Source organism: Leisingera sp. CC-HEC093 (genome assembly GCF_059429195.1).
Window position 1 is genome coordinate 1,397,815 of record NZ_JCAIJR010000001.1, and the last position, 14,387, is coordinate 1,412,201.

Annotated in this window: 13 protein-coding genes, 1 tRNA gene and 1 pseudogene; 12 read left to right on the forward strand and 3 right to left on the reverse strand. The window is 59.4% G+C overall.

Annotated features, from left to right (window positions below; translation table 11 throughout):
- Positions 1-18 precede the first annotated feature (18 nt).
- From AC5STB_RS06740 to AC5STB_RS06780, 9 genes are all read left to right on the forward strand, one after another.
- Positions 19-1,572: a phosphate ABC transporter substrate-binding/OmpA family protein gene (locus AC5STB_RS06740; protein ID WP_495442196.1), complete on the forward strand. Its 1,554-nt coding sequence runs from the start codon at positions 19-21 to the stop codon at positions 1,570-1,572.
- Positions 1,573-1,818: 246 nt separating this feature from the next.
- The gene (locus tag AC5STB_RS06745) at positions 1,819-2,331 is read left to right on the forward strand and encodes a hypothetical protein (RefSeq protein WP_495442197.1); all 513 of its coding nucleotides are present in this window, start codon (positions 1,819-1,821) and stop codon (positions 2,329-2,331) included.
- Between the two features lie 284 nt (positions 2,332-2,615).
- Positions 2,616-2,867: a VPEID-CTERM sorting domain-containing protein gene (locus tag AC5STB_RS06750; RefSeq protein ID WP_495442198.1), complete on the forward strand. Its 252-nt coding sequence runs from the start codon at positions 2,616-2,618 to the stop codon at positions 2,865-2,867.
- Positions 2,868-3,196: 329 nt separating this feature from the next.
- Positions 3,197-3,766: a sugar transferase gene (locus AC5STB_RS06755; protein WP_495442199.1), complete on the forward strand. Its 570-nt coding sequence runs from the start codon at positions 3,197-3,199 to the stop codon at positions 3,764-3,766.
- A 253-nt stretch (positions 3,767-4,019) separates the two neighbouring features.
- A complete protein-coding gene (locus AC5STB_RS06760) occupies positions 4,020-4,718 on the forward strand; it encodes a fumarylacetoacetate hydrolase family protein (RefSeq protein WP_495442200.1) in 699 nt (232 codons plus the stop codon).
- Positions 4,719-5,043: 325 nt separating this feature from the next.
- Positions 5,044-6,087, forward strand: a complete 1,044-nt coding sequence (locus AC5STB_RS06765; RefSeq protein WP_495442201.1) for a TRAP transporter substrate-binding protein — start codon at positions 5,044-5,046, stop codon at positions 6,085-6,087.
- A gap of 82 nt (positions 6,088-6,169) precedes the next feature.
- Positions 6,170-6,751, forward strand: coding sequence for a TRAP transporter small permease (locus AC5STB_RS06770; protein WP_495442202.1), 582 nt, complete (start codon positions 6,170-6,172; stop codon positions 6,749-6,751).
- The gene (locus AC5STB_RS06775; protein ID WP_495442203.1) at positions 6,748-8,253 is read left to right on the forward strand and encodes a TRAP transporter large permease; all 1,506 of its coding nucleotides are present in this window, start codon (positions 6,748-6,750) and stop codon (positions 8,251-8,253) included. Before AC5STB_RS06770 ends, AC5STB_RS06775 begins: the two co-directional genes overlap by 4 nt.
- 417 nt (positions 8,254-8,670) lie before the next feature.
- Positions 8,671-9,099, forward strand: coding sequence for an acyl-CoA thioesterase (locus AC5STB_RS06780; RefSeq protein ID WP_495442204.1), 429 nt, complete (start codon positions 8,671-8,673; stop codon positions 9,097-9,099).
- A gap of 6 nt (positions 9,100-9,105) precedes the next feature.
- On the opposite strand, the gene AC5STB_RS06785 is transcribed toward AC5STB_RS06780, so the two are convergent.
- Positions 9,106-10,308: a winged helix-turn-helix domain-containing protein gene (locus tag AC5STB_RS06785; RefSeq protein ID WP_495442205.1), complete on the reverse strand. Its 1,203-nt coding sequence runs from the start codon at positions 10,306-10,308 to the stop codon at positions 9,106-9,108.
- The gene (locus AC5STB_RS06790; RefSeq protein ID WP_495442206.1) at positions 10,308-11,333 is read right to left on the reverse strand and encodes a LacI family DNA-binding transcriptional regulator; all 1,026 of its coding nucleotides are present in this window, start codon (positions 11,331-11,333) and stop codon (positions 10,308-10,310) included. Before AC5STB_RS06790 ends, AC5STB_RS06785 begins: the two co-directional genes overlap by 1 nt.
- Before the next feature lie 147 nt (positions 11,334-11,480).
- Here AC5STB_RS06790 and AC5STB_RS06795 point away from each other — a divergent pair.
- The 3 genes from AC5STB_RS06795 to AC5STB_RS06805 all read left to right on the forward strand — a co-directional run bounded on the left by AC5STB_RS06795 (position 11,481) and on the right by AC5STB_RS06805 (position 13,894).
- Positions 11,481-11,557, forward strand: a tRNA-Arg gene (locus tag AC5STB_RS06795).
- Positions 11,558-12,364: 807 nt separating this feature from the next.
- On the forward strand, positions 12,365-13,114 hold the full coding sequence (locus AC5STB_RS06800; RefSeq protein ID WP_495442207.1) for an SIR2 family protein: 750 nt from the start codon (positions 12,365-12,367) through the stop codon (positions 13,112-13,114).
- Between the two features lie 46 nt (positions 13,115-13,160).
- Positions 13,161-13,894 (forward strand): IS5 family transposase gene (locus AC5STB_RS06805; protein WP_495442208.1). Its coding sequence is split into 2 segments (ribosomal slippage): positions 13,161-13,485 and positions 13,485-13,894, totalling 735 coding nucleotides; the frame shifts between segments, so codons are not numbered across the junction.
- On the opposite strand, the pseudogene AC5STB_RS06810 reads toward AC5STB_RS06805, so the two are convergent.
- Positions 13,875-14,387 (reverse strand): annotated as a pseudogene (locus AC5STB_RS06810) (IS5 family transposase); the annotation flags it as partial. The gene AC5STB_RS06805 and the pseudogene AC5STB_RS06810 overlap by 20 nt on opposite strands.

A 14,387-nucleotide genomic window follows, 5' to 3' on the forward strand; every position in this document is an offset into this window, starting at 1 on the left:
GTAACTTCAGGTATCCTCATGACCTTCTTCCGTGCGGCCTTTTGCGCTGCACTTTTTCTGATAATGCTGGCACGCGGCCTCGCGGCCCAGGATGTCACCCTGTCTTCTCCGGACGGTGCGGTTGAAATTAGCGGCACGCTGCTGGGCTTTGATGGCGAATTCTACAGAGTGGAAACCCAATTTGGGGAACTCACCGTGGACGGCTCCGGGGTCGACTGCGAAGGGCCTGGATGCCCCAGCCTGTCCGGTTTCGTAGCAGAGACCACCTTTGCGGGTTCCTCCACTATGTCAGAAGTGCTGCTGCCGGCGCTCATCGAAGGTTTTGCCCGGCGCAATGGACTTCAGAGCCGCCGCGAACCGCTGCCGGAGGGCAATTTTAGCCACGTGCTGATGCGCGGTCAGGCACCTGTGGCGCGCTTCACTTTTAGGGCCAGCAATACAGATGCCGGATTTGCGGCTCTTATCGCCGATGAGGCAGATATCGTAATGTCATTGCGGGAAATTCGTCCACTGGAGCGAAAAGCGGCCCGGGCGGCCGGGTTAGGGGATTTGACGGGCGCCGGCCGCAGCCGTGTGCTGGCGCTGGATGCGTTTGTGCCGGTGGTGGCACCTGGCAATCCAGTGCGGGAAATCTCGTTGCCGCAGCTTGCAGGGGTCCTGTCCGGACGGATTACAAACTGGCAGGAGCTGGGCGGCCCTGATGCACCTGTATCGATTCACATGCCTGTATCTGCTTCCGGTCTTTCACAGGCAGTTGAAGACAAGCTGTTGGTGCCCTTCGGCGCAGGCTTCACACCCGGTATTCGCCGCCACGACCGCAGCAGTGCGCTGGTTCAGCGGGTGTTGATTGATCCTTTTGCCATTGGCATCGCCAGCTACGCCGAGAAGGGGGCAGCACGGGTTTTGATGCTAACCGGGCCTTGCGGGTTTTCGCTGCAGGCCAGCCGCCGCGCAGTCAAGACAGAGGACTATCCACTGACGGTCCCGATGTTCCTGTATCTTCCAGCCCGCCGCCTTCCCAAGGTTGCGCGGGACTTTCTCGCTTACGTGCGCGGGCCAGCTGCGCAGGCGGTGATCCGCCGGGCCGGGTTCGTCGACCAAGCGCCGGAGCTGATTCCGGTCAGCCGTCAGGGCAACCGGCTGGCCAATGCGATACTTGCTGCAGAAGGAATAGAAGAGCTCAGCGAATTGCAACGCCTAGTGACCCAGTTGGGCGGAATGCGGCGGTTAACGGTCTCTTTCCGTTTCGAACCAGGATCCTCTCGACCGGATGCCCAGTCGCGCAGTAACATTGAGCAGCTGGCGCGGGTTCTGGAGGCGGGTGAGTTTGACGCAAAGGAACTTGTCTTTGCAGGATTTTCAGACGGCGTCGGGCCGGCAGATGGTAACCGTCAGATTGCATCGAAACGAGCCGAATCCGTGCGGGAGGCTGTTATACAGGCAGCAGAAACGGCAGATGCTAGCCGGGTCGACATCCGCACAGAGGGGTTTGGCGAGGCCTTGCCCATGGCCTGTGATGACAGTGAATGGGGCCGCCAGATCAACCGCCGGGTAGAAGTTTGGGTCCGCTAGCTGGACGGGTTTCAGCGACGGCGATCGTTGTTGCCAACCTTGTCATTTGCATCAGCGGCCATCGCCATAGGGGATTTCGCGCTGATCTGAGCGGTGCGGGCTGTGCGGCGGGTTCTTAAAGTTTTCCTAACATGCGACCTAAAGTGTTGATAATGTGCTAATTTTTGCCACATCCTGACCGCGCTCCGCCCGCTGCGGTTTTCTACTCAGTCTCCAGCACCTGTTTTACGCAATGGAGATCTGACCATGCCGGCCCTTGTTCCCGCTTTCCTCTCCCGCGCCTATTCCGCCCTGAAGCCGGCCGCCCTGAAGCCGACCGCCCGGGCCGCTGCCGCCTGCGGCCTGGCGCTGATGCTGCTGCCGCCCGCGGGCGCCGCCGCGCAGCAGACCTATGTGGTGGGCAGCGACCGCGGCGGCTATCTGCATGACCGGCTGATCGAGCTGAGCAACCTGCAGAAGCGCGGCGTGCGGGTCGAGATCCGCGGCAAGGTCTGCTATTCCACCTGCACCATGTTCCTCGGCCTGCCCGGCGCCTGCGTCGATCCCGGCACCACCTTCGGCTTCCACGGCCCCTCGCGCGGGGGGCGGCGCCTGACACAGGAGAAGTTCGACTATTTCAGCCGGGTGATGGCGCAGCATTACCCGGCGCCCCTGAAGGCCTGGTTCATGGCGGAGGGGCGCAACCGGATTTCCGGGGTGCACAAGATCAAGGGCAGCGAGATCATCCGCATGGGGGTGCCGGCCTGCCGCCGCGCCTGAGCGGGCGCTTGCCCCGCGGCGGGCGGGCGGCTATCACCATCTGACGGTTTTGCCCCGGCGCGCGGCCCCGCGCCGGGAATTTTCTGCTCAAGGGGCCGCCGGGAGGCCTGGCATCGGGGCGATCCGCGTCCTGTAGGATCAGCCTGTCCACGGGCAGAGTGGTGCAGGTCGGTTACATCCGGGGGCTGGGCGTGGCCAAGTGTCACTCGCAAATTGAGCGCTGGAAATGAAAGTGTTAAATTTTTAGCGAAAAAGACAAACAACTCCGCTTTGAGACCGGGCCGATGAAATCCCTTTTTACTGCTGCCGCGCCGGTAGCCGTTGTGAACTGCGTAACCTTGTCCGCTACCTGTGCCGTCGGCCTGGGTTTCGGCAACGGCCATAGTGGGTGGGGCAATGGTAACGGCAAGGACAATGGCGAGAGCAACCCGCGTGAGATGCCAGAAATCCATGCTGGCTCTGGCGCGCTGGCGATAACCGCAACCGGCGCAGCGATGGTTGATGCCTGGGAGTTGAACCGGCACCGGCGGGCCTGACACCAGGTGCGGGTAGAACATGCTTCCCTTGCGCTGTATGGATGCCGACGCCCTGATCCAGGTGTTTGCGCAGGCAAAGCGCTGCCTCTTGATCGCAAAGGTTTCGGGAAAGCGTTCCGCGCAACTTTACTTTTAAATGTATCTCTACCTACAATTACACTCAAAAAGAGTGTGGCTTTCTTGAAGTGCAACGCAGTCCAAGGTGTTTGATGATGAATGATCTGGCCTTCGCTGCTACCGCTAAGACCACTGGCGCAACCACAGGCAGCCCCAGCGAGGCGCACGGCGGGTTTTATGCCCGGGCAGGCAAACGCATGTTCGACGTAGGGTTGGCGCTGCTGCTGCTGCCCCTCCTTGCGCCGGTCATCCTGGGCCTTTGGGCACTGGTGCGCCTGGATGGCGGTCCGGGTTTTTTTGGTCATACTCGTGTGGGGCGGGGCGGCAGAAGATTTATCTGCTGGAAGTTGCGCAGTATGGCTGCGGATGCCGAAGCACAGTTGCAGGCGCATCTGCAGGCCGATCAGGCTGCGGCTGAGGAATGGGCCCGTGACCGGAAACTAGCACGCGATCCGCGTGTCAGCCAACTAGGTCAAATTCTTCGCCGGACCAGCCTGGATGAGCTGCCGCAGATTTGGAACGTGCTGAAGGGCGAGATGAGCTTTGTTGGCCCGCGCCCGATCGTCGCCAAGGAGCTTGAAAAATACGGAAGCAGTGTTTTCGCCTACCTGGCCCAGACGCCCGGCATCACCGGGCTGTGGCAGGTTTCTGGCCGCAACCGCGTCAGCTATGAGGCGCGCGTGGCACTGGATGTGGTTTATCTGACACGCTGCAGCTTTGGAAAAGACCTCAGTATCATCGCCAGAACCGGTCTTGCGGTTCTCGGCGCCAGCGGCCGCTGATCCGCTAATCCCCCGCGTCAGGTAAGACGGCTTACTTTAAAACCGCCGCCTCATCCTTGAGGAATTGCTGTTCGGGTTGCCCCGGTGATCCGTTGTGGAACCCCGGGGCAACTGTGTTACTCCTCAGAGGACATTTAAGCTTCTAGACTCGCCACGCAGGCAGGCCGCAGAGTTCGCTAGGGTTTACAGATGACGGTGAAACAGTTCTGACTTGAAACAGTGAACGCAAGCTACGCAGCAATAAGGAACGCCTATGGGACAGTCTCTGTTTGCTTTGCCAGAAGTTCCTCTCATCCCGGTGGCCGGGGAGGAGGCCGGTTTCCCGGTTGGGCGGATCTTCTGTGTCGGGCGCAATTATGCAGCCCATGCTGCGGAGATGGGCAATGAAGTTGACCGGGAGGCGCCGTTCTATTTCACCAAGGCCGCTGCCAATGCAATTCTGACCGATGCAGTTGTGCCTTTTCCGCCGGGAACGGAAAATTTCCACTACGAAATGGAATTGGCTGTTGCAATCGGAGCGCCGGTGTTCCGGGCCGGGCCGGAACAGGCTGTAGCTTCCGTTTTCGGCTATGGCTGTGCGCTGGACATGACCCGGCGGGATCTGCAGATCCGGGAACGAAACAAGCAGCGCCCATGGGATCTGGGAAAGGATCTGGAGAACGGCACCGTGCTGGCGGAGCTGACCCGGGCGGCGGAGTGGGGCGATCCGGCAGGACAGCGGATCTGGCTGGAGGTCAACGGCGAGATCCGGCAGGACGCAACGCTTGCAGAGATGATCTGGTCCGCCGCGGACATCATTTGCCACCTTTCCGGGTTCTATCACTTGCGGCCGGGAGATCTGATTCTAACCGGCACTCCGGCCGGAGTGGGCGCTGTGCAAAGCGGCGACAAAATATGCGGCGGGATCGAGGGGCTATCCAGCGTCAGCCTGGAACTGGCTGCTGCGGAATGACGCACGTTGGCCCTGAGCGCGATAGTTGTTGCCAGGGCGGCGTTTCCATATGTATCAATTTGAGTATGATTTCTGTCTGTTTGGTAACATTTGAGCGGTGAACCCGCCTTCAGGCACGGCCCGTTGACAGATTTCATGAGTAGAAAATGCATAATCTTCTGTTGATGGTTACAAACGCACCTAATAGCAGAGAGGCAGCTGGTTCGTTAAACGAACCCGATAGGGGGCTTTAGCGGCAGAATCGGAAAGAAACTCGCGGGATGGCGCAGCAAAGTTGCAACCGCTCCAGACCCGGGAGATGATTTGGTCAAAGGGAGGACACATAATGACCACTCGCAGAAAGCTTTTGGGGGCAGCGGGCGCAGCGGCCCTGGCGATGTTCGGCACGATGCCGGCATTTGCCCAGGAGGTAACCCTGAAACTTCACCAGTTCCTGCCGGCACAGGCAAACGTGCCGAAACTGATCCTGGATGTCTGGGCGGACAACGTTGAGGAGTCATCCGGCGGGCGGATTAAGATCGACCGTTTCCCGTCGATGCAGCTGGGCGGCAAGCCGCCGGAACTGATGGACCAAGCCATTGACGGTGTCGCCGATATCGTCTGGACCGTGGTGGGTTATACCCCGGGCCGGTACCCCTCGACCGAGGTTTTTGAGCTGCCGTTCATGATGACCAATGCGCGCGCGGTGTCGCACGCCTATTGGGAGATGTTCGACAAACATATGAAAGACACCGAGTTCAAGGATGTGCATATCCTGGGCACTTGGGTGCACGGACCGGGCATGATCCACACCTCTGATCCGGTGGAAACGCCCGAGGATCTGGAGGGTATGAAAATCCGCGGTGGTGGCCGCTCGGTCAACGCTCTGCTGACCGAACTGGGCGCAACGCCGGTGGGTATGCCGGTTCCGGCGATTCCGGAGGGCTTGTCCAAGGGTGTGATCGACGGAACCACCATTCCATGGGAAGTGACCGCGGCGCTGAAAGTTCCGGAATTGGTGGAAAACCACACTGAGTTCACCGGCAAGGCGCTGTATACTCTGACCTTTGTTCTGGCGATGAATAAGGAGAAGTATGAGAGCCTTCCGGATGATCTGAAGAAGGCGATTGACGACAACTCCGGCTTGGAATTCTCGGTCTTCGCCGGCGGCACTCAGGCGGACTCTGACGGCCCTTCACGTGAAATGGCGCTGGATCTGGGCAACAACGTGATCACTCTCGACCAAGAGCAGACCGCCATCTGGCGTGAACACTCGCAGCCGATTTATGACCAGTGGATCGCTGACATGAAGGAAAAGGGCATCGACGGTGCCGCGTTGATCGAGGAAGCCAGCGGGCTGATCGAGAAGTACACGCCGCAGTACCAGTAAGGCGTTTTTGATTGATAAAGGTGAGGGGCCGCGCGGCATTGGCACTGCGGCCCTTTGCATACCGGAACAAGGCAACTGAACCATGCACAAGCTCATGATGCGGCTGGCCAAGTCAATGGCCTACCTGGGCGGTGCGGTCCTCACTCTTCTGATCATTCTGACATGTGTTTCAATCGCTGGGCGTTTGCTTAACGGTTTCTTCCATGGAGATTTGATGGAGCGGATTGCGCCCGGGTTTTCGAAATGGATGACGGGCTGGGTCGGGCCTGTAAACGGCGACTTTGAACTGGTCGAGGCTGGGGTGGCCTTTGCTATCTTCGCCTTTCTGCCGCTTTGCCAGATCACTGCAGGTCATGCCTCTGTCGATGTGGTGGCCAATGCATTTCCGCGTAGTGTGAAGCGGTTCTTGCGGATGGTGACCGAAGTTATCTTTGCCGCGGTGCTGGTTCTGATCGCATGGCGGCTGGGGGCAGGGCTCGCGGGCAAGTATTCTAACGGTGAGACCTCCTTTCTGCTCGAGTTTCCTATTTGGTGGGCCTACGCCATCAGCATGGTGGCGGCGGTCGTTGCGGCCATCGTCGGTAGCTACATGGGGGCAATCCGCACCATCGAATTTTTTACCGGCCGGATCCTGATCTGGGACGGCGTGGAGGGTGAACAGTGACGGCTCTTGAAATTGGCATCGCCTCCTTCCCGGTTCTGATGCTGCTGATCTTTCTTCGGGTACCGATCGGGCTTTCGATGTTTCTGGTCGGCCTTGGCGGGCTGATCTGGGTGACGGATGGCACGCAGGTTGCCTTTGGCCGCTTGAAAAGCGAGACCTATACCACTTTCTCTTCCTATTCTCTCACCATTGTGCCGATGTTCCTGCTGATGGGGCATTTCGCGACGCTGGGCGGCATGTCCACCGCGCTGTTCAAGGCAGCCGAGGGATTCCTGGGGCATCGCAAGGGCGGGGTTGCCATGGCAGCGATTGGTGCCTGTGCCGGGTTTGGTGCAATCTGCGGCTCGTCGCTGGCCACTGCGGCCACCATGGGCCGAGTCGCGCTGCCGGAGCTGAAGCAATACGGCTATGCCGGCGGGTTCTCGACCGCAACACTGGCGGCAGGCGGCACCCTGGGCATCCTGATCCCGCCCTCGGTGGTGCTGGTGATCTATGCCATTCTGACCGAGCAGAATATCGCCAAGCTGTTCCTGTCGGCCTTCATTCCCGGCCTGCTGGCGGCGCTTGGCTATGTGATTGCGATTTCCATCTATGTCCGTTTGTTCCCGGAAAGCGCGGGCACCCGCCCGCCTGTGCCCTGGGGCGAACGCTTTGCCGCCTTGTTCCATGTCTGGCCAGTCCTGCTGGTCTTTGGCCTGGTGGTGGGCGGCATTTACCTGGGCTGGTTCACCCCGACCGAGGGTGCGGCTGTAGGGGCCTTTGGCACAGGCCTGATCGCCTGGCTCAATGGCGGCCTCAACCGCGGCACCCTGGCTGACAGTTTTCTGGTGACAGCACGCTCCACCGCGATGATTTTCTTCATCGTGCTGGGCGCCGGCTTCTACAACGGCTTCCTGGCGCTGACCAAGGTGCCGCAGGAACTGGCCGACTTCGTCGTGAACCAGGGCCTGAGTCCCTGGATGGTCCTGGCGCTGATCCTCGCCTTCTATCTGGTGTTCGGCTGCCTGATGGATTCGCTGTCGATGATCCTGCTGACTATTCCGATCTTCTTCCCGGTGATCTCTGCCATGGACTTCGGCTTGCTGTCGCTGCCCGCGATGCAAGCGGATGCCGCGATGGAGGTTCTAAAGTCCGGCGTTCCTGAAGGGATGGGGGCGGAGATGCTCGCCTCGATAAAGGATGCTATTGCGACCGGCGCAGAACTCACCCGCGAGCAGATGAAAGAGCTGGGCATCCGCGTGACCGAAGGCCGGGTGAACCGGATCGAGGCGGAATATGTCGCCATCTGGTTCGGCGTGTTGGTGCTGATCGTGGTGGAGGTTGGCCTGATCACCCCGCCGGTGGGCATGAACCTGTTCATCATCAACGCGATGGACCGCAAGACCCGGATGATCGACACCTACAAGGCGGTGATGTTCTTTGTCGCCTCCGACATTGTCCGGGTGATTATCCTTGTGGCTTTCCCGGTGATTACGCTGCTGCCACTGATGCTGATGCAGTAAGTAAAACAGCTCCTTTCCGGTTCGCCGGGGAGGGGCGTGCCAAGGCTTGTGCAGGAAATGGAAATATTTTGTGATTTAGGCTTGGATTGGCCTGAATCAGCTACCCGGGTTCCGCCCTCCTGAACATGCTGCACCATTTGGGGAGACCCGCCATGCATATCAGCAGAAACAAAGCCGACGCACCGAAGGTCAAGGCGCTGGCAACGGAAGTGTCAGGGCTGCAAGGACCCTGTGTCGGTAGCACACCAATTGCGCCGGGCTCTGCGATGCGCTGATAGATGCGCTGGTGCTGCCGGATCTTGTTCTGTCCCGTAAACGCGGTAGTTCGTGACGCGGCGGACTTGCCTGTCATAGCGGTTTGATACCTCGGACACGCGCCGCTAGGGTGCTCCTGCAGAAGTATGCGGGGCGGCAAAAATGGCAGGGCAGAACACTTTCGTTCATGAAATCCGTGTGGGCTGGGGCGATTGCGACCCGGCACGGATCGCCTATACCGGGCGGTTGCCGGCCTTTGCGCTGGAGGCCATTGACGCCTGGTGGGAGCATCATCTGGGTGGAGACGGTTGGTACCAGATGGAGCTGGACCGCGGCACCGGCACGCCGTTTGTGCACATGAGTATCGATTTCCGCTCGCCAGTCACACCGCGGCACCAGTTACTGTGCGAGGTCTGGCCCTCGGCGCTGGGCAGCAAATCGGTCACTTTCAGAGTGAACGCGCGGCAGGGTGGCAAGCTGTGTTTCGAGGGGAACTTCGTCTGCGTCTTCATTGCCCCGGAAACCTTCACTGCAAGGCCCGCACCGGAGGACTACAAACAGGTGATCGAGGCGCAGCTGCGGCCGGGATAAGGCGCCTCAGCGCAGCCAGCCGTCTGCAAAACGCACGCTGCCAACGCCCGCAAAACGGGCAACCCGATCCAGCTCGGCCTCCAGCCGTTTGGTGCGGGCAGCGGACCATTTGATATCCCGTTCCGGCCAGACGGCAGTGACACGCAAGAGATCTGCTTCGCGCTCCGCCTTCATGTCGATGCGGCCCGCAAGGCGCGCACCTTCCATCAGCGGAAAGACGTAGTAACCGTATTGCCGCTTGGCGGCGGGGGTGAAGACCTCGATCCGGTAGTGAAACCCAAACAGCCTTTCAGCCCGCCTGCGGTCGCGCAGTGCAGGATCAAAGGGGCTGAGCACCCGCATCCTGCCCGAAGCCGGGCCAAGTTCTGCAGCGGCCTCCACCGTGCCAGGACGGGCGAGCACCTTTCGCAGCTTGCTGTTCGCCTGTTCTATTTCGATCTCTTCCAGCTCGCCTAGCCGCAGCTGCTCGGCACACCAGGCCTTGGCTTCCGCTGGTGAGGCCGTGTCCCAGAAAGCGGCGATTTCGCCGGGCGTGGCAAAGCCCAGCCGGTCCAGCGCGGCAGAACACAGCCAGTTGATGGTGGCGGTTTCGTCGCAGAAAGCACTGGGGCGCAGATGTTCTTCGATAACCCGCTCCGTCAGGTCATAGCGCTTCTGAAAGCCTTCGCGCCCTACCACGGTCAGCGCGCCGGAACGCCACAGGTATTCCAGAGCGGTCTTGGACGGATGCCAGTCCCACCAGCCGCCTGATCCTTTCTTCTCGTCCTTGCCCACATCAGAGGAACTGACCGGCCCATGGTCCCGGACATGGTTCAGAACGGTTTCGAACCGCGCCTCAAACCCGTCGCGGCGCCAGTTGCGCCAGCGCTTTCGCAGCAGTTCGGTGTCGCGCTGAAACCGCAGATGCCAGTGGGGGTAAAACGCCATCGGGATCATTGCGGCGTCATGGGTCCAGTGCTCAAATAGGCTGCGGTCGTGCTCATACAACTGTTTGAGGTGCTTCGCACGGTATCCTGGGCGTCGGGAATAGAGGATTACATCATGCGCCCGTGCAACGGTGTTGATGCTGTCGAGCTGAACAAATCCTAGCCGCTGGATCAGTGCCAGCAGGTCGGCACCCTTGGCCGGGCCTGCGGGCTGTTCCAGCAGCGCGTGGCGGTCCAGGTACAGCCGCCGCGCGTCCCGATTGGTCAGCCGCTGAAGCGCCATCAGCGCCGTTTCAGCGTGTCGCCGTAAGAAATGGTCGGGGTCAGTGTGACGTGTTTTTCGATCCCGGCGTCCGGATCTTCCAGCTGGGCAGCGATGATCTCTGCCGCCTTGCGCCCGATTTCCAGGCGGCAGGCGTCCATTGTGGCGAGCTTGCGGGGCAGCCCCTGCAGCAGCTCCACTCCGTTGAAGCCAGCCAGGCCGATCTGGCCTGGAACACTGATACCTTTATCCTGCAGGTACAAGAGGCCGCCAGCGCCGATCATATCGTTAGAATAATAGAGAAAATCTAATTCCGGGGAGCGTTCCAGCATCGCCTGAGTCATCTCGCGGCCCTTGGCCAGTGCTGAGCCGCCGGAATAGAACTCCCGGTCCTCGATCTCCACGCCTTCCTTGGCCAGCACCTCGGTGAAGCCTTCGAACCGTTTCCGGGCGCGGTGGTCGAGCGGCATTTTAGTGCCCATGAAGCCGATGTGGCGGTAACCGGCCTTGAGGATCGCCTTTGCCATCTCACGGCCTGCGCGGCGGTGGGAAATACCGACCATCGCATCGACCGGTTTGCCGTCGGTATCCATGATCTCCACTACGGGGATGCCGGCGTTGCTCAGCATGGCGCGGGCGGCGTCAGTGTGCTCCAGGCCCGCGATGATCACACCTGACGGGCGCCACGAGAGCATTTCGTACAGGACTTTCTCTTCTTTCTCAGGCTGATAGTCGGTCACGCCGACGACGGGCTGAAGTTCGGTATTCTCCAGCACCTTGTTGACACCGGTGAGCACCTCAGGAAACACCATATTCGACAGCGATGGAATGATCACAGCCACCAGGTTCACCCGGTTCGAGGCCAGCGCGCCGGCAATCTTGTTGGGCACATAGCCCAGTTCCTTAGCAGCACTCAGCACCTTGGTGCGGGTTTTCTCAGACACATCGCCGCGGTTGCGCAGCACCCGGCTCACTGTCATTTCGGAAACACCGGTTGCTTCGGATACATCGCGAAGGGTGAGCGGGCGCTTGCTGTCCGTGGTCACGTTCCTGAGCCTCTTGTTTTGTCTGTCTCTGACGTTAGCGCAGACATCACTTGCTGCACAATGGAAACTGCGCGCGGCAAAACGGCTTTCGCCAATGTCCATCCCATTGTGATCGCAGGATGGATTTGCTATCGCGGAAAGGCACGCGGCCCCGTGGCTCAACTGGATAGAGCAGCCCCCTCCTAAGGGGCAGGTTGCAGGTTCGAATCCTGCCGGGGTCGCCACTTTCTTTCCTTGCCAATGAGGCATAAGAATGCACAGATGCCGGTTTTCATGCACACTGGCTGTCAACATCAAAATGCTCGGCACCTCCATCTTTTAAGAGGAGCCACAAAATTCCTTATACTCGCGCTCAATCGATGCGGCGTGTTAACATGTGAAGTCTTGTTTGGGGGCGTTGCTGGATAGCATTGCAGCACGGCGACTGTTTTGCTTGATCCAACTTTGATTTCTCTACAGCGGACCTCCGTACCCAACGCAGCATTCGGTTCATTGGACTCGCAGTCGCAGTGCGGCGCCGCGGCGACCAGACCACCGCCCCGGAAGACCAGAGTAGATCTCGGGTGCTCCCCGGTATTGCGGGAACTAGTCCGAAGCGGACGGTCGGTGGCACCGGCTTCGCGTAGGTGGCAATCGACAGGATGGGCGAGAAGCGATAATTCTCTATGATTGCAATATTTTTTCCAACACCAATAAAGAGTGGACATTGAATCTTCCGGACAACTGACCTTTAGTGCGCACGTAGAGGTAGATTATCTATGCTCTTAGGATTCTTTTTCTGGTCACTCAAACTGATCCGGATGCTTGGCATGCTGAGATGAAGGCCTGAATAAATGCGGTTTCATGCGAATGGCCCTAACATCCCGGATGCGCTTTTGCATCGCTGCGACCAAGGCCGTGTAGTTTTCTTGTGCGGTGCCGGAGTTTCATTCCCGTCTGGCATGCCAGATTTCATAGGGTTGACCCGACATGTAATCAAATTCTTCGACCCACCAGCGGATTCATCTATCGTTAGCGCATTTGGCCCTCGAATGCGAGATGACTACAGGCCGGGGGATGAGGACGGCCCACTGGCTCCGCTTGATCAGGTATTTCATCTGCTGAACCAGGAATATGGCAAGCAAGATGTAAGCACTCTGGTTGCCGAACGGTTGACAGCCGAAGACTTCACTAAAGTCAGCCGGGAGCACAGTCTCATTGCCCACATTTCGTCTGACCCCGAGGGTCGCTCACAGATTGTAACCACCAACTTCGACAGACTTTTCGATCGATGCCCCGGTGTTTCCGAGGGCAGAATCTTCGAGCCACCGGCGTTCCCCGATATCGAGCTTGGCATGCCGATCTATGGGGTCACTTACCTACATGGCCGGATCCAATCGCCAGACTACCCACACCACGACTACATACTAAGCAGCGCTGACTTCGGGCGTGCATATCTTGCCGAGGGATGGGCTACCAAATTCGTGAGGGCGCTCTTGGACCAATACACAGTCGTCTTGGTGGGCTACCAGGCTGAGGACCCACCGGTGAAATACTTGCTGCAAGGGTTGAACCATGACGGGCTGCGTGACTCGGCCAACCTGTATGCCTTTGACCGAGGCAGACTGGAAGACATTGAGGTCAAGTGGCGAGATCGTGGTGTCACGCCAATCCCCTACGCGGACCATAGTCATTTGTGGGAGACGCTGGAGGCTTGGGCCGACCGTGCAGATGATCCACGAACTTGGCGCAACAGGGTCGTCGATGTAGCGAGAAAGGGACCTAGGGTCAGGACCCATTGATTTCCGGTGGGTGGCGTGATTCACAGTTCGAAAAATGAGCGGTGATATGTCTGATCTTTTCTGGCTGACGGACGCGCAGATGGCCCGTCTTGAGCCTTATTTTCCGAAGTCCCACGGTAAGCCGCGTGTTGATGACCGGCGTGTTCTGAGCGGAATTATCTTCATCAATCGCAATGGTTTGCGCTGGCGTGATGCGCCCAAAAATTACGACCCGCACAAGACCTTGTACAATCGTTGGAAGCGGTGGAGCGACAAAGGCATCTTTGCCCAGATGATGGCCGGTCTGGCTGCTGATCACGGTGAGGAAAAGACTGTGATGATCGACGCAACTTACCTGAAAGCACACCGTACGGCCTCCAGTCTTGGGGTTAAAAAGGGGGGCGTGGGCGCCTGATCGGGCGCACTAAGGGCGGCATGAACACTAAGCTGCACGCAATCTGTGACAGCCAGGGGCGTCCACTGAACCTGTTCGTGACTGCCGGACAGGTCAGTGATTACACCGGTGCAAAGGCGCTGCTGAGTGGCCTGCCTGACGTCCAATGGCTTCTCGGAGATCGCGGGTATGATGCCGATTGGTTTAGAGAAGCTTTGAAAGACAAAGGGATACGCGCCTGCATCCCCGGTCGAAAGCAGCGCAAGAAAGCCATCAGATACGACAAACGCCGATATAAGCGGCGCAACCGCATTGAGATTATGTTCGGCAGGCTGAAGGACTGGCGGCGGGTTGCGACACGATACGACAGATGCCCAAAAGTCTGCCGCCATCGCGGCTGGCGGTGAATTCGACAGCGCGGATGTCGGACGTGGCCGGGTCCATGGCCAGATGCACCTTGCGCCACTGGCGTCGGCCTTGCACCCCATGCTTGCGGGCCTGTCATTCTCCGTCGCCGAGGAACTTGATCCCGGTGCTGTCGACCAGCAGGTTCAACGGGCCATCTACGCGGCGATAGGGAACCTGCACGGCCAGGGACTTCTGCCTTCGGCACAGTGTCGAGAAATCCGGCACGGGCCAGTCCAACCCGGCCAGCTTCAACAGGCTCTCCACCATCCCGGCGGTCTGGCGCATAGGAAGCTTGAAGAGAACCTTGATCGACAGACAAAACTGAATGGCTCCATCGGAAAACACCGCTGGCCGTCCAGGCCGCCCGTCAGGCGGCGCAAGCCAGGTCATCTCCTTGTCGACCCAGATCAGCAGCGATCCCCGCTTCCTGAGCGATCCGTTGTAGCTGGGCCAGTTCGTCGTGCGATAGCGGGTGGGAAGTGGCTTGCTCAC